General features: G+C 64.0%; 28 protein-coding genes and 1 pseudogene. 19 read left to right on the forward strand and 10 right to left on the reverse strand.

What is annotated here, in order from left to right:
* Nucleotides 1–91: 91 nt before the first annotated feature.
* On the forward strand, nucleotides 92–604 hold the full coding sequence (locus IPG97_14095) for a hypothetical protein (protein MBK6857640.1): 513 nt from the start codon (nucleotides 92–94) through the stop codon (nucleotides 602–604).
* A 1,092-nt stretch (nucleotides 605–1,696) separates the two neighbouring features.
* The gene (locus IPG97_14100) at nucleotides 1,697–1,924 is read left to right on the forward strand and encodes a hypothetical protein (GenBank protein MBK6857641.1); all 228 of its coding nucleotides are present in this window, start codon (nucleotides 1,697–1,699) and stop codon (nucleotides 1,922–1,924) included.
* A gap of 170 nt (nucleotides 1,925–2,094) precedes the next feature.
* On the opposite strand, the gene IPG97_14105 is transcribed toward IPG97_14100, so the two are convergent.
* Nucleotides 2,095–2,586 carry a hypothetical protein gene (locus tag IPG97_14105; GenBank protein ID MBK6857642.1) on the reverse strand — a complete coding sequence of 164 codons (492 nt, stop codon included), beginning with the start codon at nucleotides 2,584–2,586 and terminating at the stop codon, nucleotides 2,095–2,097.
* Between the two features lie 19 nt (nucleotides 2,587–2,605).
* Here IPG97_14105 and IPG97_14110 point away from each other — a divergent pair, with 19 nt between their 5' ends.
* The 8 genes from IPG97_14110 to IPG97_14145 all read left to right on the forward strand — a co-directional run bounded on the left by IPG97_14110 (nucleotide 2,606) and on the right by IPG97_14145 (nucleotide 6,716).
* On the forward strand, nucleotides 2,606–2,920 hold the full coding sequence (locus IPG97_14110) for a GNAT family N-acetyltransferase (GenBank protein ID MBK6857643.1): 315 nt from the start codon (nucleotides 2,606–2,608) through the stop codon (nucleotides 2,918–2,920).
* Between the two features lie 538 nt (nucleotides 2,921–3,458).
* Nucleotides 3,459–3,926: a sigma-70 family RNA polymerase sigma factor gene (locus IPG97_14115; GenBank protein MBK6857644.1), complete on the forward strand. Its 468-nt coding sequence runs from the start codon at nucleotides 3,459–3,461 to the stop codon at nucleotides 3,924–3,926.
* A 117-nt stretch (nucleotides 3,927–4,043) separates the two neighbouring features.
* Complete coding sequence (locus tag IPG97_14120) at nucleotides 4,044–4,151, forward strand: hypothetical protein (protein ID MBK6857645.1); 108 nt, start codon at nucleotides 4,044–4,046, stop codon at nucleotides 4,149–4,151.
* Nucleotides 4,148–4,651, forward strand: a complete 504-nt coding sequence (locus tag IPG97_14125) for a hypothetical protein (GenBank protein MBK6857646.1) — start codon at nucleotides 4,148–4,150, stop codon at nucleotides 4,649–4,651. Before IPG97_14120 ends, IPG97_14125 begins: the two co-directional genes overlap by 4 nt.
* A gap of 38 nt (nucleotides 4,652–4,689) precedes the next feature.
* A complete protein-coding gene (locus IPG97_14130; GenBank protein ID MBK6857647.1) occupies nucleotides 4,690–5,310 on the forward strand; it encodes a hypothetical protein in 621 nt (206 codons plus the stop codon).
* A gap of 101 nt (nucleotides 5,311–5,411) precedes the next feature.
* Entirely contained in the window at nucleotides 5,412–5,666 is a 255-nt protein-coding gene (locus tag IPG97_14135; protein MBK6857648.1) for a hypothetical protein, read from the forward strand.
* Complete coding sequence (locus tag IPG97_14140) at nucleotides 5,663–6,187, forward strand: hypothetical protein (protein MBK6857649.1); 525 nt, start codon at nucleotides 5,663–5,665, stop codon at nucleotides 6,185–6,187. Before IPG97_14135 ends, IPG97_14140 begins: the two co-directional genes overlap by 4 nt.
* Before the next feature lie 166 nt (nucleotides 6,188–6,353).
* Nucleotides 6,354–6,716, forward strand: coding sequence for a hypothetical protein (locus IPG97_14145; GenBank protein MBK6857650.1), 363 nt, complete (start codon nucleotides 6,354–6,356; stop codon nucleotides 6,714–6,716).
* Between the two features lie 26 nt (nucleotides 6,717–6,742).
* Here IPG97_14145 and IPG97_14150 read toward each other — a convergent pair whose 3' ends face one another.
* The gene (locus IPG97_14150) at nucleotides 6,743–7,396 is read right to left on the reverse strand and encodes a hypothetical protein (GenBank protein MBK6857651.1); all 654 of its coding nucleotides are present in this window, start codon (nucleotides 7,394–7,396) and stop codon (nucleotides 6,743–6,745) included.
* A gap of 6 nt (nucleotides 7,397–7,402) precedes the next feature.
* A complete protein-coding gene (locus IPG97_14155) occupies nucleotides 7,403–7,741 on the reverse strand; it encodes a hypothetical protein (protein MBK6857652.1) in 339 nt (112 codons plus the stop codon).
* Nucleotides 7,742–8,096: 355 nt separating this feature from the next.
* On the opposite strand from IPG97_14155, the pseudogene IPG97_14160 reads away from it, so the two are divergent.
* From IPG97_14160 to IPG97_14170, 3 genes and pseudogenes are all read left to right on the forward strand, one after another.
* A pseudogene (locus tag IPG97_14160) lies at nucleotides 8,097–9,125 on the forward strand (IS110 family transposase).
* A 259-nt stretch (nucleotides 9,126–9,384) separates the two neighbouring features.
* On the forward strand, nucleotides 9,385–9,822 hold the full coding sequence (locus IPG97_14165; GenBank protein ID MBK6857653.1) for a transposase: 438 nt from the start codon (nucleotides 9,385–9,387) through the stop codon (nucleotides 9,820–9,822).
* Nucleotides 9,819–10,829, forward strand: a complete 1,011-nt coding sequence (locus tag IPG97_14170) for an IS3 family transposase (protein ID MBK6857654.1) — start codon at nucleotides 9,819–9,821, stop codon at nucleotides 10,827–10,829. Before IPG97_14165 ends, IPG97_14170 begins: the two co-directional genes overlap by 4 nt.
* A 310-nt stretch (nucleotides 10,830–11,139) precedes the next feature.
* Here IPG97_14170 and IPG97_14175 read toward each other — a convergent pair whose 3' ends face one another.
* Both IPG97_14175 and IPG97_14180 read right to left on the reverse strand, forming a co-directional pair.
* Nucleotides 11,140–12,663: an IS1182 family transposase gene (locus tag IPG97_14175; protein MBK6857655.1), complete on the reverse strand. Its 1,524-nt coding sequence runs from the start codon at nucleotides 12,661–12,663 to the stop codon at nucleotides 11,140–11,142.
* Between the two features lie 251 nt (nucleotides 12,664–12,914).
* Entirely contained in the window at nucleotides 12,915–13,088 is a 174-nt protein-coding gene (locus tag IPG97_14180) for a hypothetical protein (protein ID MBK6857656.1), read from the reverse strand.
* On the opposite strand from IPG97_14180, the gene IPG97_14185 reads away from it, so the two are divergent.
* Nucleotides 13,080–13,943: a hypothetical protein gene (locus IPG97_14185; protein ID MBK6857657.1), complete on the forward strand. Its 864-nt coding sequence runs from the start codon at nucleotides 13,080–13,082 to the stop codon at nucleotides 13,941–13,943. The two genes, IPG97_14180 and IPG97_14185, sit on opposite strands and share 9 nt — an antisense overlap.
* Before the next feature lie 1,287 nt (nucleotides 13,944–15,230).
* On the opposite strand, the gene IPG97_14190 is transcribed toward IPG97_14185, so the two are convergent.
* The gene (locus IPG97_14190; GenBank protein ID MBK6857658.1) at nucleotides 15,231–15,407 is read right to left on the reverse strand and encodes a hypothetical protein; all 177 of its coding nucleotides are present in this window, start codon (nucleotides 15,405–15,407) and stop codon (nucleotides 15,231–15,233) included.
* Nucleotides 15,408–15,425: 18 nt separating this feature from the next.
* On the opposite strand from IPG97_14190, the gene IPG97_14195 reads away from it, so the two are divergent.
* The 3 genes from IPG97_14195 (at nucleotide 15,426) to IPG97_14205 (ending at nucleotide 17,675) form a co-directional block, all read left to right on the forward strand.
* Complete coding sequence (locus tag IPG97_14195) at nucleotides 15,426–15,761, forward strand: hypothetical protein (protein MBK6857659.1); 336 nt, start codon at nucleotides 15,426–15,428, stop codon at nucleotides 15,759–15,761.
* Nucleotides 15,762–16,245: 484 nt separating this feature from the next.
* Nucleotides 16,246–16,647: a hypothetical protein gene (locus IPG97_14200; GenBank protein ID MBK6857660.1), complete on the forward strand. Its 402-nt coding sequence runs from the start codon at nucleotides 16,246–16,248 to the stop codon at nucleotides 16,645–16,647.
* A 17-nt stretch (nucleotides 16,648–16,664) separates the two neighbouring features.
* A complete protein-coding gene (locus tag IPG97_14205; protein ID MBK6857661.1) occupies nucleotides 16,665–17,675 on the forward strand; it encodes an IS3 family transposase in 1,011 nt (336 codons plus the stop codon).
* 378 nt (nucleotides 17,676–18,053) lie between these two features.
* On the opposite strand, the gene IPG97_14210 is transcribed toward IPG97_14205, so the two are convergent.
* The 3 genes from IPG97_14210 to IPG97_14220 all read right to left on the reverse strand — a co-directional run bounded on the left by IPG97_14210 (nucleotide 18,054) and on the right by IPG97_14220 (nucleotide 20,579).
* Complete coding sequence (locus IPG97_14210) at nucleotides 18,054–18,533, reverse strand: hypothetical protein (protein ID MBK6857662.1); 480 nt, start codon at nucleotides 18,531–18,533, stop codon at nucleotides 18,054–18,056.
* Nucleotides 18,440–18,766: a hypothetical protein gene (locus IPG97_14215; protein ID MBK6857663.1), complete on the reverse strand. Its 327-nt coding sequence runs from the start codon at nucleotides 18,764–18,766 to the stop codon at nucleotides 18,440–18,442. Before IPG97_14215 ends, IPG97_14210 begins: the two co-directional genes overlap by 94 nt.
* A 565-nt stretch (nucleotides 18,767–19,331) precedes the next feature.
* Nucleotides 19,332–20,579: a cytochrome P450 gene (locus IPG97_14220; protein ID MBK6857664.1), complete on the reverse strand. Its 1,248-nt coding sequence runs from the start codon at nucleotides 20,577–20,579 to the stop codon at nucleotides 19,332–19,334.
* Nucleotides 20,580–20,709: 130 nt separating this feature from the next.
* Between IPG97_14220 and IPG97_14225 the strand changes: the two genes are divergently transcribed.
* Nucleotides 20,710–21,189, forward strand: a complete 480-nt coding sequence (locus tag IPG97_14225; GenBank protein MBK6857665.1) for a CarD family transcriptional regulator — start codon at nucleotides 20,710–20,712, stop codon at nucleotides 21,187–21,189.
* A gap of 56 nt (nucleotides 21,190–21,245) precedes the next feature.
* On the opposite strand, the gene IPG97_14230 is transcribed toward IPG97_14225, so the two are convergent.
* Nucleotides 21,246–22,340, reverse strand: coding sequence for a fatty acid desaturase (locus tag IPG97_14230; protein MBK6857666.1), 1,095 nt, complete (start codon nucleotides 22,338–22,340; stop codon nucleotides 21,246–21,248).
* A 188-nt stretch (nucleotides 22,341–22,528) separates the two neighbouring features.
* On the opposite strand from IPG97_14230, the gene IPG97_14235 reads away from it, so the two are divergent.
* On the forward strand, nucleotides 22,529–23,257 hold the full coding sequence (locus tag IPG97_14235) for a DUF305 domain-containing protein (protein MBK6857667.1): 729 nt from the start codon (nucleotides 22,529–22,531) through the stop codon (nucleotides 23,255–23,257).
* The last annotated feature ends 53 nt before the right edge of the window (nucleotides 23,258–23,310 follow it).

Genomic DNA, 23,310 nt, shown 5'->3' on the forward strand with positions numbered 1-23,310 from the left:
CCGATAGTTGGCGAGCGCTAGCTTCAACTACTAGAGCGCCCCTCGCGGGCCAAGTGGTATGTTGGACCCTTCTGGGGGGGGGAGGTTTGGCGTGACCATAGCGTTCTCGATAGATGAGGCTAGAAGGTACCGAGAGCTTCGACCGCTTCTCGTCATCGAACTCGTCCTTCTATGGCTCGTCATACCCCCCCTCCTCATTCTCGCTGCAGGGCAGGGCTACCGAGCCGGAGTATTGGAGGATGAAGGTCTCTTCGGTCGCTGCTCCGTAGAGTCAGTCTCCACCATGGATGCGATTGAAGCACTGTTCACAAGAAACGTCGATGGCTGTGAAGTTCCCGATTCGGCTAATACTTGGCGCGGATTCTTTGGTATCGGGCTAGCGATCGCCTTCATTGCCAATGTCTACCTGACCGTGACCTTACTAATGTTCGGGCCAGTTTCAGTGACTGCAGAAGACGTCGGACAGGCCATCTTGCAGACAATTGGCATGATTGTAGTCCTATGCATAGCCGCCCTGGTGTTGTTCATCTATGCGATCGTCATCGCATTCGCATTCATGTGTGGTATTACGATACTGGCAGCCATCTCCAGCACCGGTGATTAGGTTATGATACAAGAACAACGCGGTGGCAAAGATCGTCGAGCATGGCTGTTGACCATGGTTTTCCCAGGCGCTATGCCTTGTGCTTTCGTCTTGGGCGGACTGATGATTGAGGACAGCGCTCACAGATGACCGAGAGCGAGATACAGTCCCTAATGGTGATTGCATCAGGCCTGATTGCTTGTGCCACTTGGCTTTGGGCTGCGGTAAGTTCCGTCAAGGCAGCTTCTGCAAGCGCAGGCCGTAGCGTTGGCCGTCGGGCCAGTGCAGCCGGACTTGAACCTGGGAAGTCGCGCGTCACGCTGTAGGCGGTCAGACTGGGGCCGGCCCAGGTGAACACCTGAGCGGGCCCCGCTGCGATAGGGATCAGTCGTCGTCGAAGGACCTCATCGCTCGGTCAGGCACGTCGGGGTCCTCCAGCGACGCCATCGGTCCAACGGCTGCTATGTAGCCTCCCGGTCAGCGGGATGGTTCCGCCAGCGCAACGCCTCTGGTCGTCCGGCTCGGAGTCGGCCTTCTTCGCACCGACCGGGTCGTGATCCTTGCAGTAGTAGTTCATGGACTTACTCCTTCGAGCCGTCTGGGCTCGCTAGTGATGTGGTTGCTATGGAACATGCGCCCGGTGGAGTGCATCTCCGTTCAAACGGCAGGCCGCAGCTCTCTGACCAGGTGAAACGGATCCCAAGGTCGGTAGATCGCATCCGAGCCTGGATGAAATTGTTTCGGGCCTGCCGTCACGGCTGGCGTGTACCACTCGGTGTTCGTGATCAAGGAGGGGACCGTGAATAGCTCTTGGGATGACGACAGCCACCCGTCGTTTCCAACCGAACCGCCGAGCTCGCCCGTGGCAGGACCGCCGCCATCCATGCGCCCGAGCCAACCCAAGTCGAATGGGCGGGGCCGCACCCCACTTCTTCTCGCCGTCGGCGGGCTATTGATCGTCGGGCTCGTGTTCAGTTCGTGGCAGTGGTCGAACGCCTCGGAGCGGGCTGACCGGCTGCAGCGCCAGGTTGACGAGTTCGAAGCAACTGAGGAGGCCCGCCAAGCCGAGGCCGATCGACGTCCGATCTGTTCCGGGTCGCACGAGCCATCGACGTGGACGACAACGACGTCGACTACCGAGGCGACGCCACATCACTGGAGGTCAACATCGAGTTCGTCTACGGCGATGCCCTGGACTGGTTCGAGGCACTTCTCGACGACCTCGATTTCCCAACAGCGGTGAGGTCTCGGATCGGCCAGGCACGGGCGCTCGACGGTACACGGGAGGCCGCGACCGACCGTCACGCGTCACCTGGACCTATCACCCCGACGACGGCCTGAGCGCTGTCTTCAGCGTCGAGGACTGAACCTGTTGATCAAGGGCTCGGTGGTTTGCGAATCGACTCAGACGCGAGCCTGAACGAACCTGAACGAGGCACCAAGAGATCCAACCGAACTCGTTGCGACGAACCTCGGGCTTCCAACGACATGCAGATCCGCTGGGCCTAGCCCTAGGAACGGGCCCGCTCCGCGAGGACCTCGTCGAGAAAGCTGGCCGTCTCCGCGGTCAACTCTCGTACTGATCGCAGCGTTTGCTGGTCGGGATCTCCTCGGCGGTTGAACTTGATTCCCACGACCTTGCCGCCGTGTCCCACGAACCGGAGTTCGTTGACCTGGTCCGCTGTCAGGACCACGTCGAAATAGTGGTCGGTGGATTCTCCGGCAACCGCCAAGAGGTGGTCGCTTGCTTTCCACGGCTCGTACCCCAAGACGCTCTCGGCCTCGCCTTGGTCGACCACCCGCTCGACTGTCATGCGTCCAAGGAGACGGATAACGCCTCGGTGGTAGGACACGACGTAGACCGCATCGCCCGGCCGGACCCCACGCTTGCGAAAGGCATTCCCGGCTGTGTGGTCGAGAGCCAGCGGTACCTTTCGCTTCCGGACTGCTTCTTCTGGGAAGACTGTCGTCTCGTGGGTCCAGTAGTGCGTCCAGAACTTCACTCTGGCGCCTCACCTCCTCATGCGCGACGACGCCCCACCGCGGCTCGCTCGTGGCGCACCCCACCAGATTCCGGCGATCCTCCTGGCCAAGCTCGCCCTCGATTCCACGATGCACGGAAGTGGGCTCGGCCGTGACCTTCTCGTCCACGCACTCGCAACGATCCTCGACGCCGCCCGTCGCGCAGGAGGACGAGTCGTGCTCGTCGATGCCATCGACGACGAGGCCCGAGCGTTCTACGAGCGCCACGACTTCGAGGCACTTCCCGGCCAACCTCGGCGCCTCGTCCTGAAGCTCAGCACCGTGGCCAAGGCCCTCGGGGCGCCGTGGCCGTGATGCACCGGGGTGATGACAACTTGATGACAAGGGCGGCGAGTCGGGCGGGGGAGCGGACGCCAGACGGCCGACAGCGACGGACGAATGATCGTCACTCCGGTGTCCGACTTGTCATCACCTTGTCCGCGAACACGATGAAACAGGGTGATTCTGACGGTCACGGACTGGCACGAGGCCCGCGAGAAAACCGCCTCTGAGCTGCACGGATAGGGACGCATCGGTACGCCTTGTCACCAAGAACCCGGCGTTCAAGTCCCCCCTCCGACACCGGAAAACCGCAGGTCAGACCGTGTGGATAACTTCGTTGCTGTATTGAACCCCACGGCGTGGGGTGTTCGCCAGCTCGGCGCTTGAACGTGTCGCGATGCTGGCCGCCGCCTCGCGCGGGGCTCGAGGTGGCACCGTGGCTGGGGGTCCCGGCGAGCCGCGGCGCGGGTGATCCGCTCGGGAGCCTTCGGCCTGAGCGGCTTCTCGTATGGTCTGCAACTTCTTGTCTGCAATTTGGCGCTCTCGAGCCTTTACCTGGTTAGGAGGCTCCATGAGCGCGACCCGTGCAGAGGCCAGCGAACCAGCCTGTGAGGACGAGATGGTGGCGGTGCTTCGTCGCGCGTTCACGATTGCACTCGGTCCTCGGCTCGGTGCGGAGGCGCTGTCGGATGCACTCCTCTATCTCGTGGAGCATCGGGACCGGGTCTTGGCGATGGACAACCCTGGCGGGTATCTGTTCACCGTTGGCCGGCAGCGAGCACTCGCGGCGTACCGTCGTCCGCCAGCGCCACTGTTCCCGTCGCCAGTGGTAGCCGGCATCCCCGACATCGAGCCTGGCCTCGTCGCTGCGCTCGGAGGACTGAGCGAGCGACAACGTTTGTGCGTCGTGCTCGTGCACGCATTCGGCTATCGGAACCAGGAGGTCGCCGATCTCATAGGGATCTCTGTTGGCAGCGTCCAGACCCACGGTCGGAGGGCGCTCACCCGCCTCAGGAAGAATCTGGGAGTGACCAAGTGAACCTCGACGAGCTTGCCCGCTACATCGACCACGTCTCGACGAACGCTGGAGCTGCGGAAAGTCACGCGCTTTCGCCTGAATCTGCGGGTCGGCCCCCCGAGCCGGCGGCGTGCATTCTTGGTCGCTGCATGCCTCGTCGTCGTGGCTGGAGTAGCGGTGGCGATCAACGTAGGGCGAGGCGGCGATTCCGATGAGGTCGTCGTAGAAGGTGCCGGCACCGCATGAGTTCGCCCTCCGCTGACCAAGAACCCGGCGAACCACCGGTGACGTCTTCGCAGTACCTCGAAGGCTCACCGACGGTGCTGTCCACCGAGACGCCCTATGCCCGTGAGATCGCCTCGGTGTTGAACCTTTCAGAGTTCGAGATCTTGCGTCGAGACCGAACAGCGCCTGACGGTGAACCACTGCGATCAGACGACATCAACCGTGAGAGCCCTCGTGCTGGATACGAGGCCACGATCTACCACGGCATGCCTGCCGTCTTCTTTGAAGAACATGACGATGCGCAGTTGCCGGTCATCGACACCGAAGTCGGCAAAGCGTGGGTCAGCACCTCCGGGGGTGATCGCGTTGGAGTGGCCCTCGCCAACTCCGAGACCGGGATCATCGTGCAGGTGGCCTTCGTCGACCCGGACGGGCACTTGCCGCAGATCGAAACGGTGGTCGACAAGGCGATCGAACTCTCCAGCAACGACATCGTGCTCGAAGAGACGCTCGGCAGGTAGCCAGGACTGTGATCTGTCCGCACTATCGTCGGCGCATCGTGGGCAAGCGTGCGAGTCGCTCGATTTCTGGTGTGGCTGCGGCCGTGGTGGCTTTGGTCGGCTTGTCGTGCAGTGCAGGTGACAGTGGCGTGGCGGTTCCGTCGTCGTCGGCCGACGCAACGACCCCGTCGTCATCAGGCGATGAACGGGTGAGCCAAGACTCCGAGCCGGTCAGCTCAGTCACCAGCTCACCGACCAGCATCCCGGCGGATGCGCTCCATCGTGCGCCCGATGCGATCACGAGAGAGGGTGCCATGCTCGCAGGCGTCGACGTCTTGAACGGCGGTGGGGTGGTGGTGTCCGGAACCGCCACCTCCGTGCACGTCGAGCGCGGTGAGTTCGACATGGACTATGCGGTGACCGTGATCGATGTCGGTCGCACGTTCCTCGGTCCGGAGTTCGATGAGATCGAGGTGTATACGGCGGTGCCGTTCCTTCGGATGGAGGAAGGCCGTTCATACCTCCTGTTCGTCAACCCGACGGCGAGTGTCCCCGGCAGGTTCACCCCGTCGGTTACTACCTGTTCGAGCCAGGCGAGAACGGGTGGGTGGCGCGCAACCATCCCTCCCCTGACGAGTCGGCCCCACTCGTCCTTCAAGACGCGCAGGTCGTGGACCTGATCGAGGAGTCACGCGCGTACATGGTCGACTTGGATCTGAGCGCTCCAAGCGCTGGGTGACCCCTTGCCCGAGGCATCAATATCGTAATACGATTAGCGTGTGTGGAGATCCACCGCTCAGCTCGAAAGCACGGGGTGGACGATGACGACATCGAGCATGCCGTCGTGCACGCGCTCGTGGTTGCGGATCTCGACCCCGAATCAGACCCGCCCCGGGTCTTGGCCATCGGACCAGATCGGGCCGGCAACCTGCTCGAGATCATCTGGCTCGAGCTGCCTGGAAGCGATCTCGTGATCCACGCGATGCCCTTACGCCGCTCCTTCTACGACCTGCTCCCCACAGAGGGCGACTCATGACGAAGCCGAAGACCTACACCACCACTACCGGCCGACGGTTGACCGACGTCGACATCGACGCGATCGCCGTCGAGGTCGAACACCGCGAGTACGACACGGAAACACTGAAGACCCGTCGTCGGGGACGGCCGCTGCTCGGTTCCGGCCCTGCCGAGGTCGTCCCGGTACGCCTCGACCCAGAACTCAAGTCTGCGGTCGAGGAGCGCCGCGACCGAACAACTCACGACGAGCGAACTCTATCCGCAGGGCCCTCCGCCACTACCTCGACGTCGCGTGCACGCCGCAGCTGCCGACTGAGCCAGGGGCGCCTGCAGTCCGAGTTGCCGGCAGGGAAGTGGCTGGACGGCGCGTCGAGTCACCTGGTCAACATCGCCGTCGAGCTGGTGGACGGCGAACAACGGGAAGTCGACGTTCAGATAGCGGTAGTCGATTCGGGACCTGGTGACGAGCGTCAGAGCGCTGATCGCCTGGCGGGTCAGATTCGGACGCTCAGCCCTGCTGGCCAAGGGTTCGTAAGCTGAGTCCATGACTTAGGTTCCGACGCTCGATGAGGTGACTCAGTGGGAGCGTGAGCGGGTGAGTGGTCGGACAGGTCGCAGTTCCGGGTCATGTCGGCGCAGGATCACGGCAGTTGCCGTCGTAGCGTCGATGTCGATGTCTGCCTGTGGAGGCAACTCGGCTCGAACGGTGGAGTCCCTGGACGGCGCCGCCTTTGAGGAGCGAACGAAGCGCATATGCATGGACCATGGGAAGGAACTCGACGAGCTCTTTGACCCATCCAGCGCCGATCGCTTCGAGTCGGACATGGAGCTCGAGGCCGAAATTGAGAGGACGCGTCGCAGGTTGCTCGCCTTGAGGCGAGGGGTTCTCGCTGCTCTCCGACAGGTCGAACCCCTGGGCCGTGAGGTCGAGTGGCGACTGGCCCTCAACTCGCACGAGGCCGCAATCGACCGCGCCGGTAGGGGCGATCGTGTCGATGTGCATGGAGAGGATCTCGCCGACAGCGTCTCGGGCCTTGTCGACGGTTTCGAGTTCGATGAGTGCTTCTGAACACCAGCAGAGAGCGCAGGTCCTGGTCAGTCGCCTTCGACGGTTTGGACGTAGGCGATCTCCGAGGTGGGACTGTCGAGGCATGACGTCACGTGTTCCACGGCGGCGGGCGGGAGACCCAGCGCCGCGGGATCAGACCCGAAGCTTCCACCCGCCGTGAACTCGTCGCCGACGGCGATGGCGGGGAAGTCGGGCGAATGGACCGAGGGACCGAATGGCTCCCAGTAGGTGCCGTAGGGCCAGACGAGGGGGTAGCGCTGAGCGGCAGGATCGACTGAAACCACGTAGAGGCATTTGTCGTCTAGCTCGAGAGTGCCCTGGATCAGTGCTTCATTGGTCTCGGTGCGATCCGCTGGTGGTGCGTGGACGACCGGTCCGTCGAGTCCCCCTGAACCGGCAGCGTCAAGTACTTCGTCCACCGAAGTCAGATCGGCCCACGCGTTGCGGAAGCCGGTCCAGCCCATCAGCGGGCCGCCCTCGCACGCGACGGTGAAGCCCTCGACGGATGCGAACCAACCGTCGGCGGGGCCGATCCTGTACCCGAAGATCGCGGCCTCGATGCCCGGGCGGGCGGCCTCGGCATACTTCTCGTCGCCCGCGAACATGGGGCTGATCTGCACCATTACGTTCACACGATCACCGACGGATACCAGGTCGGATCCCACCACCACGCGGGTCACCTCGACCTAGTAGGACACGTACTCCTGGTGGTCGGCGCTCCTTACCTGTCCAAGTGTCCCGGTGAGGGTCGCCCCGAACACCACGTCGACCTTTGCCCCCAACGCGGCCGGCGACGACGTCGGCGAGTAGTCGTAGTTGACCCCTGTATCTGTCAGCGTGGATGCGAACGCCTCGGTCTCCTCGCAGGTTGGCTCTGCGGTGGTCTGGGTTCCTTCGGTAGTCGTAGACGAAGCGGAGCGTTCGTCGATCTCAGGCGATCCGCCTGATGGGCCGTCATCGGCGTCAGTGCAACCGCCGACCAAAACGACGAACACGGCCAGCATCAGTAGCGCTCGAACCCGCATACCGCTTGGACGTTAGGGCTCGGCGCAGGGTTCCCGGCGCTGGCAAGTTCTCGCGGGCCGTGGCCCTGTCTGCCAGGGTGAGGTGTGACAGCCATGATGAACATGCCCGGTCCGGACGGGTGGAGGAGACTCCCAGAGGTGGTCCCGCGGCTTCGGGTCTGACCCTCGGTGTGACTGACCGTCGTGTCCTTTTGGTGAATCGTCGGCCTGTCTCTCGCGGGACCACCGTTCTGGGAATCGTGACCGTTCAGAGTGACCTCATAGGAGCCTGTTGGCGCAGACTCGTGGCTGTCTTGTCCTCCCGGTCTCGTGACCCTCCGTCCCGTTGGAACCGAACCGAAGGATCACGACCATGATGACAGCAGAGGACCGCCACGTCACCGGCGGTGTCGACACCCACGGCGAGGTCCATGTCGCCGCGGTGCTCGAGAGCGGAACAGCCCGGCGGCTGGCCGTGGCCGAGTTCCCCGCCGACACCGCGGGCTATGTGGCGCTGCGCGAGTGGATGAGCGGCTTCGGGACGTTGGACGCGGTCGGTGTCGAGTCCACCGGGGCGTGGGGTGCCGGTCTGGCCAGGTCGCTGCGTGACAACGACGTGACCGTGATCGAGGTTGACCGGCCGGATCGCAGGGCCCGCCGGTTCGATGGCAAGTCCGATCCCCTCGATGCTGAGGCAGCCGCACGGGCCGTGATATCGGGACGAGCTGCTGGCGTGCCCAAGACCGCCGATGGTCCCGCCGAGGCGATCAGGGCCATCGAGATCGTGTGCTACGGCGCGACTCGTGACCGGACACGGGCAATCAACCAGTTCAAAGCTCTTCTCGTCACCGCCCCCGCTGACCTGCGGGAACACCTCGGCTCGGTGTCGTTTCGGCGTCAGCTCGAACTCGCCCGCCGGTTCCGTAACGACTACGACGATCTCGTCGAGACCCAGGTGCGGTTCGCGCTCAAGACCCTCGCCGCCAAGATCGCGTTCCTCGACGACCAGATCACCGAGCTCGAAGGTCGGATGAACGAACTGGTCGGCCAGGCCGCTCCAGCGCTCGCCGGCACGTTCGGTGTCGGACCCCACGTCGCCGCGCAGCTGTTGACCACCGTCGGAGACAACCCCGAACGCCTCGGCTCGGAAGCCGCGTTCGCGAAGCTCTGCGCGGCGTGCCCGATCCCGGCGTCATCGGGCAAGACCACCCGATATCGACTCAACCCCGGCGGCGATCGCCGAGCGAACAACGCGCTCCACACGATCGTGCTGGTCCGGATGCGCTACCACGCGCCAACCCGGGCCTATGTCGCCCGCCGCACCACCGAAGGCAAGAGCATCCCTGAGATCATGCGCTGCCTGAAACGGTTCGTCGCCCGCGAGATCTACAACGTCATCACGAACCCGCCCACCGACCTACCGACCGGCCACCAGATCCGTCAGCAACGCCTCCAAGCCCGGATCACGCTCACCGCGCTCGCCAACGCCCTCAACGTCGCCCCAACCCGGATCTCAACCCTCGAACGCGGCCTCACCTATAGCAACGACCTCGCCTACCAAGCCCGCGACTGGCTCAACGAAACTGCCGCTTGACATCTATAGGAGCTTCACCTGCGGTACCCGATCATCTGACCCGACGGGGCGAGACAGGACCATCAGAACCATGACCTTGACGACTGTGTCGTTGAACGGACGCGCCCACACTGGAGGGGTGACCGAAGACGACATCGATCCGGCAGCGAAGCCGACCCGACGGTCCTTCACCGCGGAGTACAAGGCGGAGATCCTCGCCGAGTACGACACGTGGCCGAAGGGGTCGGAGCAGCGGGGTGCGATCTTGCGCCGCGAGGGCCTGTACAGCTCGCACATCTCGGAGTGGCGCAAGCAGGCCGATGCGGGCGCCCGGGAGGGCTTGGCCCGCAAGTCCAAGAAGCGACGCTCGGCCGAGGAGGTGGAGCTCGAGCGGCTCCGCCGCCAGAACGAGCGTCTGTCGCGGGAGCTGGCCAAGACGCAGACCGCGTTGGAGATCACGGGAAAAGTGCACGCGCTCTTGGAGCAGCTCTCCGAGAGCGCGGACACCGAGAACAGGTCGAAGCCGTGACGGCCGAACACCTCCCCGCTCTCGAGGAAGCGACCTCGACGAAGAAGGCATGCGAGCTGCTGGGCGTGAACCGCTCGACGATCCTGCGTCGCCGCCGACCGCCGGTGCTGGGCCCGCCGCCACCTCGTCCGGCGCCGCCGAACAAGTTGACCGAGCCCGAGCGTCAGCACGTGTTGTCGGTCCTGCGATCCGAGCGGTATTGCGATCTGGCACCGGCGCAGGTGTGGGCCCAGCTGCTCGATGACGGGATCTACCTGTGCTCGATCCGCACCATGTACCGGCTTCTCGCCGCCGCTGGGGAGAACCGCGAACGGCGTCGACAGCGCACCCACCCGGCCCGCAAGAAACCAGAACTCATCGCCCGAGGCCCGAACCAAGTCTGGAGTTGGGACATCACCAAGCTCGCCGGGCCCGAACGCGGCATCTACTACGAGCTGTTCGTGATCATCGACATCTACTCCCGCTACGTCGTGGCCTGGACCGTCGCCGCAGCGGAGACCGGAGAGCTCGCCGAAGCCTTCATCGCGGATGCCTTCGACTCCCAGGGCGTCGGCCGTGACCAGCTGACCCTGCACGCGGATCGGGGAACATCGATGACCTCGAAACCTGTCGCGCAGCTCCTCGTCGATCTCGGCGTCACCCGCTCGCACAGCCGCCCGTCGGTCTCCAACGACAACCCCTACTCCGAAGCCCAGTTCAAGACGCTCAAGTACTGCCCGGCCTTCCCCGGCCGGTTCGGTTCGATCGCCGACGCCCGATCGTTCTGCTCGGCGTTCTTCGATCACTACAACCACGTCCACCGCCACGCCGGCATCGGGCTGCACACCCCCGCATCGGTCCACTACGGCACCGCCACCGAGATCCGCGCTGCACGAGCCCAGACGCTCACCGCGGCCTACAACGCGAACCCAGCCCGATTCCGCCACCGACCACCCACGCCACCGAGGCTTCCCAACGTCGCGTGGATCAACGAACCCAACCGAGAAGCACTCATCCAATCCGCGTAAAGCTGTCTCATCTCCCTTGACACGTTCCGTGGTGAGTTCGTCAGCGTCGGATGCCCTGAGCCTCGACCTGTACCGCCCTAGGGGGCAACCTTTGCGCGCTCAGCGGCCAGCGCTGCTGCGGATCGCCGGCGCCCGAACCTAGGAGACTGCTGAGCAAGGGCGCTTGCGGGGTCTCAGTCGTGCCAGGTCGCGGAGGGGTGGTGATCGGGGTCGCTGTTGAGGGTGCTCTTGGTCATCGGCTCCGGGGGTGGGCGGGCGGTGATCGTGGTGGTGGGTCCGGTTCGGGGCCGGGAGGTCCCCGGAGTCGCCGTCAGGTCGCCGGGGTGATGGTCCAGCCGCCGTTGTGGGTGAGTCCGAGGGCGAGGAGCCGGCGGAGGTTCACCGCGGCGCATCGGTGGGACCATCCGAGTCGGTTCGCTTCGATGCCTCGGTAGCGGAGACGCCTGTTGTTGTCCTTGACGAGCCAGGCGATGGTGCGTTCGATCATCGGCCGGTGTTGCCGGTAGGTGTCGGCGAACTCGTTGGTGTCGGCTTGTGTTCGGGCCGCGGCGAGCAGTTCGTGGTGGGGGTGCAACACGATGACCCGCCCGGCCTTGGCGGTGGTGCAGCGTGCCCGGACCGGGCAGGTGGCGCAGTGGGCTCCGAAGCGGGCCGAGCCGGACTTGGTGATCGAGACGGTCACGCCTTCGGGGCAGGTGATGGTGCGGGCGTCGAGGTCGATGGTGAAGTCGTCGAGGGTGTAGCCGCCCGCGACCGCTGGCCGCAGCGGCGGGGGCTTGATCACCGGGTTCATCTCCCGGGAGCGGAGGTGGTCACGGAACTCGCCGGAGCCGTACGCGGAGTCGCCGAGCACCTCGGTGCCGGCCGGTTCCTCCGCGATCAGATCGGGGGCAGCCTCGGCGTCACCGGCGTTGCCAGGGCCGATGTCGCACGCGGTGACCAGACCGGTGTCTGGCTCGGCGGCGACGTGGCCCTTGTAGCCGTCGCGGTAGGACGCCCGGGTCTTGTGGGCGTGGCGAGCCTCGGGATCGACGGTGGAGATGACCCGGTCGGGGGCGGTGCGCCGCGCGATGCGCCAACGGCCGGGCCCGTCACCGGGTTCGACGTCTTGCCCCGCGACCAACGCGAGCAGCGCGACGGCGTCGGTCTGGGCGTCGTCGAGGTCGAGGTCCTCAGCGGCCCACACGAGCTCGTTGGCGTCATCAACCAGCTCGGAGACGACCCGGTCCCGATCGCCCGGGTCGTCCCAATCACAAGGCGGGCGGCTGCCTTCGAGGTTGTGCTCACGCAACCACACCGCAGCGAGCTCGGGCACCAGCTTGCGGACCCGCCGGATCTGAGCGACGAGCATCGTGACCGTGTCCTGGCGGGCCACCGCGTCATCGAGCACCGTCGAGTCCAGCGCCCGGCGGTGCTTGGAGGCGATCACCCCGGACTCCACGACCACGGCCTTCACCGCGTCGAAGATCCGCTGCGGGGCCGTCGAGGCCCGCAGCTTGTTGCGCCACAACGTCAGCACCGTCGGATGGAACGCCTCGTCGGTCAACGCCAGCCCCGCCGCCGCCTTCCAGGCGATGTCGGTCTGCAACGCCCGGCACGCCTCGCGATCCGAGCGGCCCTCCAGCGCCTGGAGCACCATCACCGTCGCCACCACATCAGCAGGCACCGACGGGCGGCCACGCCGGGTCGGGAACAGATCTGCGAACATCTCATCGGGGAACAGGCGATGACGGTGCTCAGCCAAGAACGCGTGCACCGACCCCTCCCCGAGCAGATGGCTGCACAACGCCGCAGCGTCCAACAGCTCACGATCCAGCCGAGACGAACCCTGCATCCCCGCGTTCTACGCCACCGCCGCCCGCTTCGCGAATCGAGCCGCCCGCCCCCGATTGCTCAGCAGTCTCCTAGAACGCAGCGGTCCACTCACGATCTCGAGCCGTCGCTGCAAGTTCCTTGACGCCGTCAGACTTCCGGCCTACCTTACGCCGGGCGCAGATGGCGCTGCATCAGAATCGGCGAGATCAGGGGACAACGGTAAGCAACTTTCGACGCTTTCGACGGGCACTGGCGCTGGGAGCTGCCGCGTCAGTTCTTCCCACGGGCGTTGTGCAGGCGTCCGAAGCCGGAGACGCCCAGATACCGATACCAGTCTCTGGCACGGACGTGCTGGCGAATGATCTCGTAGGTGGCGGCACTGGCCCGATCATCTGGCAAGGCTCGGTTCCCGGGGCAACTCCGGACAGCGTCGTCGTGGTTCATGCCGAGGATGTGACTGGCGGGATCACTGAGGAGGGATTGACCGGGAAGAGGATCGATCTAGTCAAAGTCGGTCGGGCGACGGTTGGCGACGACGGACTTTTCACGGTTCGAGCCGAGCCAGGCGACTGGTACCAAAGCATCGCTGACTCGGACGGGCGGATCCGTCTCATGATCACTGCGAGCGCGCAGAATGGTCGACAGTTCGGGATGGGTATGACCATCGTCCAGCTTGCGACGGCTACAGACGCCGCCAAGGGTGTGGCTGAAGGCACATGGATGGTCGATCAGGCGATGGAGACCTCCCTCGCCGATTTAGAGCCAACAGAAAGCGGCGATCTGACGGACGCTGCCGCACGGCGCTCAACGAGCGTGCCCACCAGCCCAATCGTGATGACGGAGGCGCCGCCAGAGCTTCTCGAAACCGCAGGCGGGGCAGGAGGAGTAGCACGCGCCGCGTACCCACCGGAGTACTCATGCTACGGCGGCTCGGTAGTGGATGCTCTCTCCACAACATGGGTGGAGATGGGCAACTACTACCACGAAGAGTTTGCACCTACGCACACCTTCCGCTACGAGGCATCGAATACAACCACCACAGAGTGGGGATACAAGGTAGGAGGAACTGCGGGCGCCTTCACGGGCACCGGCCGTGTCTCCATGGCGACCCAAACCTCAACAGGCGTTTCTGGAGGACACAACCAGGTCCAGACCGGCAAGAAAAATGAAGGCCACAGCGATCGTAGACATTCGTTATCGACGGGTCCGCTACGACAACTGCTGGTACATGACTCCGCCCGCAAATCCAGCCGGTGGCTCGAGCATCTATGTGATGCAACCCGATCGCTGGATGGGTAACGCTATTCATTTGCGGTTGAAGTGGAAGCGACTCCCTCGGACAATGGGCAATACACGCGCCCGCTTATTCCCAACCAGTTTGTATCTCGCAGCGCAGGCAAGGTATCCTCAAGCAGCGCAGGCGTGGATGTCTCGATCGGTGCGGGTTCGTTGACCGGTGGAGTGAGCTACACGACAGCGTCATCTAGCGGCTCGACTATCACACGTTCTTGGACTAACCCCGCCGCGCCGGGTGGTGCAACCAAGTACATCAAAGGTTACGGCGCCGACACGCTCAACGGAGTGTTTGGAGTCCGTGGGTACACTTGAAAGGGACTCGATCTTTAGTTCTTCCAGCCTTGCTGGCTATCGCAGTCTGCGCCATGGGGTTGTCCTGCGCGGACAACGGGAACCCGCCTTCGACCACGAGTCCGGCCCCGCCAGGACCTGCTCTTGACCCTGAGCAAGCCCTCACCGGCCTGCTCTCCGACCTGACCTTCTACCAAGTGCCATACGACTCAGGCTGGCATACTGCTGTAGCGCTGACCGTGCGGAACCAGGACACTGGTCCTATAGAAATTAAGGCCGCTCAATTCGGCGACCTCGAGAATCTTGTCCTTGGAGAACCAAGGATCGTTGGTCCGCAGTCTCCATCCCTGACGCTGCAGATCTTGCCTGGAGATCCACCGCGCTCTCCAACTGCCAGTCTCCCGATTCCCAGATTCGAGGCTGAAGACCTATCTGGCTATAGGATTCCTCCTGCGATCGATGACCAGAAGGCGCCGCCGTTCTCGATTGCGGAAGCCCTCCTGGAGTCAGATGAGGAGAATGACGCATCGATCGTTGTGCCAGTACGCCTGATCGATCCTGAAACGTCGGGCTCTGTGGTGGGTGTGAGTGCTGACCTATCGAACGGCGGACGGTCGGACGGGCGAGTTGGAGTATCCTGACCTGGAGTTCGGTCTGTGCATGCAAGTGGAGTACGACGCCCAAGCGTGTGAGCGAGCTAATCGATGACTCTCGGTAGCACTGGTAGATACCCTGGCTCAAGAGGGCTTGCCACTCTGATTCCCGTAGATCTTGTACCGGCTCGCGCCTTATACGAGATTCTTTACCTTTCAGATGCCTACGTAACGTGGCGGACGCGAGGACGAGTTCTTTCGCTGGACGATTTCGCGACACTCATCAGTGAATCGTATGCAGCATCATACGCCGTGGTTGATCCACGTAATGATAATGCTCTAGTGGGACATGTAGGTCTCTACGGCATGGACGATAGTTCTCGGGTGGCGAGCATGTCCGCATACTTCAATCCACGGCACCCCCGGAGTCCAGCTGGTAACCGGTCATGCGCTTCACGCACTGATGGATCAGGCTTTCGGGGCGGTCGGTCTGCGAAAGGTGGTAGTTGAAGTCCCAGCCGACCTCGCTCCAATGTTGAGCAAGTCTGAAGCTTGGGCGCCGGTCGTTCGACACGAGGGCCATCTGTCACAGCATCTGCTGATGGCAGGTGAATACCGAGACTTAGACATATTCGCGATATTCGCAACTGACTACCAGCGGCACTTCGATGGTCGCGACAGTCCCAGCGCCCCTAAGCTCGACGGTCCATCCTATCAAGCCCTCACCGAACTCATCTGCGAAGTAGCCGGCATCGAGATGCAATACTTCGATGGGGGAACGCTGCTGTTCGATGATATCGGCCTAGATTCGTTGGCAATAGTTGAGGTCATCGACCGGTTGGATGAGATGGGGGCCGACATAGCCAGACTCCCAACTGATGTGAGCGTCCTTTCAGTTCAAGATCTCTTCAGCCTAGTAGAGCCTTCTGCAGAATGATTCAGGTTGATCACCTCACTCTTGTTGTGTAGCGGGGGAAGCGGACTCATTCATCCCTTGGGTGGGACATCCTTTAAGGCCGAAGGGTCGGCGGATCGAACCGGCGGACGAGTCCCGGATCGCCAGCCATGAACGGGTTGCTCCAGCGGGAGCGACCGTGACCAAGCGGTCGCGCATCAGTCACGACCACGTACGGAACCCCAGAGAAGATCGCGAGTACCCGCGCAGCGTCTGAGAGGCGATCAGTCACTTCACGGCGCTCACCGTTGATCCTTCTGGTTTGGGTGCGGGTGCCTCGAAGGCTGGCCCCGACAGTGGCCGTCCACTCCTCGCCATCGTGCGACCACTGAATCTCGTAGATACGTTCTTCGATCGGCAAGGGTGCACGTCCGGCGAACGCGGCCAAATCCCCTCTCTGTCAGACTAGGGGTGTCCGCTCGTGAGGGCGGGTTCGTTGTAGCAGGGCGAGGAACGAGAACGAGGAATGTCTGTTACTACCGTTGAGGGCGTGGTGTCGCGTCCTGATCCTGAGGTTCGGCCGGCCCGCCAGTCGTATCCGGCGAAGTACAAGCTGGAGGTCCTGGCCGAGCTGGACGCGGCTGACTCGAAATCTGAGCGGGGCGAGATCATGCGCCGTGAGGGGTTGTACTCATCGTTGATCGCGGCGTGGCGTGACCAGCGCGACAAGGGCGCGTTGGAGGCGATGAAGGCGCGCCGTCCGGGCCCGAAGGCCGATGCCACCAAGGCTGAGCTTGCTCGGTTGCGGGCGAAGGTCACCGACATGGAAGACAAGCTGGCCACGGCTGAGGAGTTGATCGACGCGCAGGGAAAAGCATCGGCGCTCTTGCAGGCGATGCGCCGCAAGAGCGCCGAGGAGAAGTCGTGAAGGCCCTTGACGACAAGATCGCCGAGTTCGCCCCCAAGGTTGGCGTCAAGCGGTCCTGTACGGCGTTCGGCGTGAACGAGCGGACCTATCGTCACCGCCGCCAACGAGGCGAGGGTCGGGCGCCGGTTCGGCCCTCGCGTGCCACCGGGCAACCACCGCGGCCGCACCCTGCGTCGCTCACCGCTGCGGAGAAGGACGTGATCGTCGAGACGTTGTGCAGCGAGCGGTTCTGTGACCTGGCGCCGGCGCAGGTGTATTCGACGCTGCTTGATGAGGGCACCTACCTGTGTTCGGAACGCCAGATGTACCGGGTGCTCGAAGAACGCGGACTGGTGCGCGAACGGCGCCGTGGCGGTCACCAACGCGCCGGCGCCTACGGGGTCCCGCGCCTCGAGGCTGACGCCCCGAACAAGGTGTGGACCTGGGACATCACCGCCCTTCGAGGTCCGACCAAGGGCGTCAAGTACTTCGCGTACACGATCATCGACATCTTCTCTCGCAAGGTCGTGGGCTGGTCGATCCACGAAACCGAGTCCGAGACCCACGCCCGCCGCCTGATCGCCGAGGCATGTCGACGCTACGGCGTCGACCGCGACCAGCTCGTCATCCACGCTGATCGCGGGTCGCCGATGATCGCCGGCACCGTCGCCGAGCTGTTGAACGAGCTCGGCGTCGCCAAGTCGCACTCGAGGCCCCGGGTCTCCAACGACAACCCGTTCATCGAAGCCCACTTCAAGACGCTCAAGTACCGGCCCGACTACCCCGACCGGTTCGACTCCATCACCGCCGCCCGAGCGTGGATGCGATCGTTCGTGCACTGGTACAACCACGTGCACTACCACTCCGGCATCGGCTACCTGCGGCCCGCCGACCTCCACGACGGAAACCACACCGCCATCGTCGAGCACCGCCAGGCCGTCCTCGACGCCGCCGCCGCAGCTCACCCCGAACGCTTCACCCGCCGCCCCACCCCAGCCGAGGTCCCCACCAAGGCCTGGATCAACAAGCCATCCATCCAATCCGCATAGAACCCCGGCAAACGCCTATTGACAGGTTCCGGGTGGATCTGGTCGGCCCACCTCCGAGAAGCCATGACGGAGGTGTTTTCAGCGGTTGTGACTTCCGTTGGAGTCGGGGGGCGCGGAAGCGCCAGAGGATCGGCCCCTGGGTTCGCCACCCGGAGAGGCCCGATTCAACGATTCACAGCTGGGTCGACTGCAACCGCTGCTCTACCGCTTCCCCTCGAACACGTTCTCGCGGAAGCAACAACTCGATATCGGCACTCATAGACGACCAACTCGGCACCCGAGACGACCGAGAAGCCCACCAGCTCATCGGTCTCGGTTGAACGCGAGTACGTGCGCCACGCTGGGAAATACGGGTCGCGGAGTGCAGGAGCCGGGCTGTCAGGAAGCGTCGGAGCTCCGCCGTTCCACGTCACGACGGAGCAGCCCCACCAGGCCTGGCCACGCGTCGACGGTTGTCGCCCAGTCCGGGACCTGAGAAGGCGCTACGTGATCCCCGAGTCCGCCGATGAAGAGGTACCGTCGATCGACTGTGGCGAGGTGTGCGAGCACATCCAGCCGGTCGTCGATGAAGTGAGTCACGCCGAGTTGCTCGCAGATCGGGTGCTTCTCGGGGCGCTTGCGTACAAAGTGAACGTTGCCGAGTGGGATCGCTCCGTCACCGGTCGCGCCGCGGGATCCGAGCCACCGGCGCGTGAACTCCGCGATCTTGGGTCCGGCCTTCGACACGATGTGAACCCGATACTCGAACAGCTCAACCAGGTCCGCTACCGCTTCGAGTGCACCCTCAACTGCTGGCGTCTCCATCGGCCGATCACCGAAGAACGACGTGTCCGATCCCTCCGCCACCCGATCCACCAGGACTCCCCCACGTCGATGCCCAGGACCGGCACGCGAGTCGGCCGGGCCAGGTCGAGGTGTCTCCCGTCGGCTGTCTTCATGACCCCGTACTGGTAGAGCCACCGGGCCCAAGTCGACTCGGCGATCCCCAACTGGTGGCACACCCCCTCCAGGTCGATGCCACCGGCCAGGAGATCCCGGCCTTCAGCGAGCTTTCGGTTGATCCGCTCTGGCGTGTGTCTGCGTCGAGCCATCGGTGAATCCTTTCCTGCCTACGCCACCATGACGGACGCCCAACCGAGCCTTCCCATCTAGCTGCGGTGTGCCAGTACGTGGCGGCTTCGGTGAGAAGTCGTCCGTCAAGAAGACGCAACACAACCCCACAGCAGGAGGACCCGTAATGGGCGACCGAAGCAACAAAAGCGAGCAGGCCAAAGCCCGCAGTGCCGAGCGCAAGGCGAAGCAGCGGCAACGAGGATCCACCAAGTTCAAGAACGGGAGCAACGACCACAACGGTGGCTCTCGAGGTCAGAGCGGTCAGCCCAAGCGCTGACACCAACCCCGTCCTAGGACTCCCGTCGCTACGTCTCGCCGAACACCTCGGAGCGAGTCAGTGCTCCGAGGTTTCCGCGTCGGTTGTTCCGATGCAGTGCTCAAATCGGCACAAATCGGCACAAACCGCCCGGTGCAATTCCGGTGCAATCCCGCCTGGGTCCAGGCGCGGAAGAGGCGGCCTCCGGGACCGGGGACCGCCTCTGAGCTGGGATATTCAGCTGGCGCGCTTGGAGGGACTCGAACCCCCAACCTTCTGATCCGTAGTCAGGAGGTGAGTGACACGGGGAGGTGGTCGTAGCCGCGCAGGATCAACCGCTGGTTGTGTACGGGGTCTCCGGCTCGCTCCATCTGTGGGAAGCGGCGGACCAGTCGGCCGATCACCTCCTGGCCCTCCAATCGGGCCAGGGCCGCGCCCAGGCAGTGGTGGACGCCGCTGCCGAAGGAGACGTGCTCGCGGGCATCGGCACGGCCAAGGTCGAGTCGGTCGGCATCGGGGCCGAACTTGGCCGGGTCCCGGTTGGCAGCGCCGAGGCCGGTCATGACCATCTGGCCGGCCTCGACCTGGTGGCCATCGATCTCGAAGGGTTCGGTGGCGATCCGCCGGGAGAACTGGACAGGGCTGTCGAAGCGGAGCAGTTCCTCGATGGCGTTGGCATCGAGGGAGGGGTCCGACCTCAGGCGATCCAGCTGGTCCCGGTTGTCGAGTAGCGCGTTGGTGCCGTTTCCGATCAGGTTCACCGTGGTCTCATGGCCGGCCAGGAACAACAGGGTGACGTTGTCGATCAGTTCATGGTCCGACAGGACGTCGCCGTCGTCCTCGGCGCGGATCAGGGCGGTCAACAGGTCGTCGTCATCTCGACCCCGCTTCCATTCCACCGCGTCGGTCACCACCTCGTTCATCCGGTCCGATGCTTCCAAGATGGCCTTTCCGTTGGCCATCAGCAGCAGTGGGTCCAGCACCTGGGTAAGGGTGTGCGACCAAGCCCGGAGCTGGTCGCGGTCTCCTTCGGGCATGCCGAGCAGCTCGGAGATGACGGTGAACGGCAGCGGGAAGGCCAGTTCTGCGATCAGGTCGACCGCCTCATCTCGCTCCGCTAGGTCATCGAGGATCTGATCGGTGATCTCTGCGGTACGGGCTCTGATCTGTTCCACGGCACGTGGGGTGAAAGCCTTGGACACCAGGCGTCGAAGCCGGGTGTGGTCGGGTGGATCGATGTTCAAGATGGCGTGGCTCGCCCTTTGGGCTCGATCGGGGTCGAGGGCCAGCAGGCTCTCCCGTCGCCAGCCACCGTCGGGAAGTCGCCGTTCGTCGACGCTGGTGTTGGGGCGTCGGAGCACGGTGTGGACGTCGTCCCACCGGGTTATCAGCCAGGGCCCGCCCTGGGTGCGGCGGACCGGAGCCTGTTCTCTCAGGCGGCTGTACTGGTGGTAGGGGTTGTCGTAGTAGCCGGGCTCGAACGGGTTCAGTCCGGGGTCGGACTCGGCGTCGGGCTCGGCGGTGGGGCTGGACATGTCACGACAATACGCACGAACCGATGAACTTGCACCCTTACTGCAACTTCATCGGGTTCTCTGGGTTGGCGGGCGGTCTGGCACAATGGAGGCCCCCATCCGTGGATCGCACGGATCGAAGTGGAGCCAGATGTCCTTCAAGGTCAACGATCGCGTGGTCTACCCGCACCACGGCGCTGCCATCATCAAAAAGAAGCTCAAGCGTGAGCATCAGGGCGAGACCAAGGAGTACTTCGTCCTAGAGATGGTCCACGGTGATCTGACCCTGTCAGTGCCGGTCGACAAGGCAGAGGAGGTGGGCATGCGCCCGCCCATCTCCAAGTCCGACGTGGAGGACCTCTTCCGCCTGATCGCCAAGCGAGACGTTCGCGAGCCGGCCAACTGGAGCCGCCGGTTCAAGAACCACCAGGAGAAGATGAAGTCAGGCGACGTCTACCAGGTGGCCGAAGTGGTTCGGAACCTGGCCCTGCGTGAAAAGGGTAAGGGTCTCTCCACTGCGGAGAAGTCCATGCTGGAGCGGGCTCGTGGCATCCTCGTGTCTGAGCTGAGCTTCGCTCTGAACGTGAGCGAGGAAGCCGCCCTCACCAAGTTGGAGAAGGGCCTGGAGTAGGCCCTTGTCTGAACGGCTCAGCCCTTGGGCTCAGCCGTTCGGTTCAACTCGAACCGTCAGTCGACGGTTCCCATCTGACGTTCTTGGCGCCGGCTGAGGCGTCCGAGCTCCTCGGCATGGGCTAGGGCCGTCTGCACGTGCTCGTGCAGGGCAGCACGCTGAGCAGCGATCAGGTCTTCCAACTGTTCGCGGCGGCTGGCCAGTTCGGGATCGTGGGCCAGAAGGTCGACGTCGACCTCGCCGGCACGGGCCCCGGCTCGGACGTTGGCCAGCGCGGCGCCGGCCTTGGCCCAATGGGCCTTGAACATGCCCATGTCGAACTGGCCGTCGCGGATTCGGGCTGCGGACTTCACCCGGGCCGGCGGCTCCTTGAGGTCCCGTACCACGCCGATCCAGCTCAGTGATTTGAGGATGTAATAGGTGACGTCGAACTCCCACCAGAAGAAACCCTGGCGGGTGGCGGCCTGGTAGTAGTGGTGGTTGTTGTGCCAGCCCTCGCCCATGGTCAGGAAGGCGATGATGGCCGAGTTGCGGCTGGTGTCGGTGGTGGCGTAGCGGCGCCGGCCCATCACGTGCGCCAGCGAGTTCACGAAGAACGTGCAGTGCCACAAGGCCACCGTCGAACCCAGGAAGCCGAACACTAGGCCGCTCCAGCCACCGATCAGGTAGGACGCCACACCCACGGTCCACGGTGGGATCCAGTCGTGCTTGTTTAGGAAGCGCAGCTCCGGGAACTTGTTGAAGTCACGGATGTCGTCGGGGTTCCAGGCGTTGTTCTTGTCGCACAGGATCCAGCCGACGTGGCTCCACCAGAAACCCTTCTGCGGCGAGTGGAGGTCGAGGGGCGTGTCGCTGTAGCGGTGGTGGTTGCGGTGGTGGCTGGCCCACCACAGGGCACCCTTCTGTGCCGCCGATCCGCCTCCGAAGGCCAAGATGAACTGGAAGACCCGGTTGGTCTTGTAACTGCGATGAGAGAAGTACCGGTGGTAACCCCCGGTGATGAAGAACATCCGGCCCCAGAACAGGGCGAGGAACAACACCACGGCTGTTCGGGTGATGCCGGTCCAGAAGCTGAGCAGGACGAGGGCGTGGACCAAGAAGAACGGGAAGCTGGTCTTCCAGTTGACGCGCTCTTCGGGGGCCCGTTCGATGCCGTGGAGGATGCTCAATGGGATCTCACTTCAAGGGGTCGGAGACCGGTGTTCCGTGCAGCCTACCTACCGGTAGGTAGGGACTGTCAACGTGTTGTCGGACACGTCGCCGGAAGTGCCGCGTCGGTGCTGGTCGGTGACGGACGTGACAGCTGGCAACGGCGTCAGCTCTGGCAGGATCTAGCGTCGTGAGCAGCACCGAGGGCGAGACGTCGATGGATCACTCTGGCGACCACGGCACGGAAACGACACGCAGCGGTATGGGGCCGGGTCGGCTGGCCGTCCTGGTGGCGGCGGTGGCGTTCCTGGCCGGGGCGATCGGCTGGGCAGTCGGAGGTCGCCAGAGCGATCCGCTCAATTCGGCCGACGTGGGCTTCATGCAGGACATGACGCTGCACCACGATCAGGCCATCCAGATGTCGCTGCTCTTGTTGGGCAAGGAAGACGTCGACTCCGACCTGCTCCAGTACGCCCAGGAGATCGTGATCAGCCAACGCTTCGACCAAGGGGTGTTCAACGCCACCCTGGACCGGTTCGGTCATCGGTCGGCGCCCGATGACACGGTCATGGGTTGGATGGGTCACGCCATGGCCCCCGACGAGATGCCTGGCCTTGCCACCGAGGACCAGATGCGCCAGCTCCGCCAGGCCTCGGGCGAAGAAGCGGCCGCGTTGTGGATAGCGCTGATGAGCGAGCATCACCTGGGCGGAATGCACATGGCGGCCGAGGCCGTTGACCGAGGTCAGGACCAGACGGTTGTGAACCTGGCCCGCGGGAACCAGACCGTCCAGGCCGACGAGGTTCTCGAGCTGTCTCGCTACCGGCTTCGCAACGGCCTACCGATCCCCGACGGGTTCACCGATCCGGTCGAGGACGAGATGGTGCAGGCAAGGGTGGCCCAGATGCAGGGAGGCTGAGCCATCCCCCCGGCGAGTGTTCTGACATGCCAATGTCAGAACCGTGCAGGAAC

The organism is Microthrixaceae bacterium, assembly GCA_016702505.1.
In the GTDB taxonomy this organism is placed as follows: Bacteria; Actinomycetota; Acidimicrobiia; order Acidimicrobiales; family Iamiaceae; genus Aquihabitans.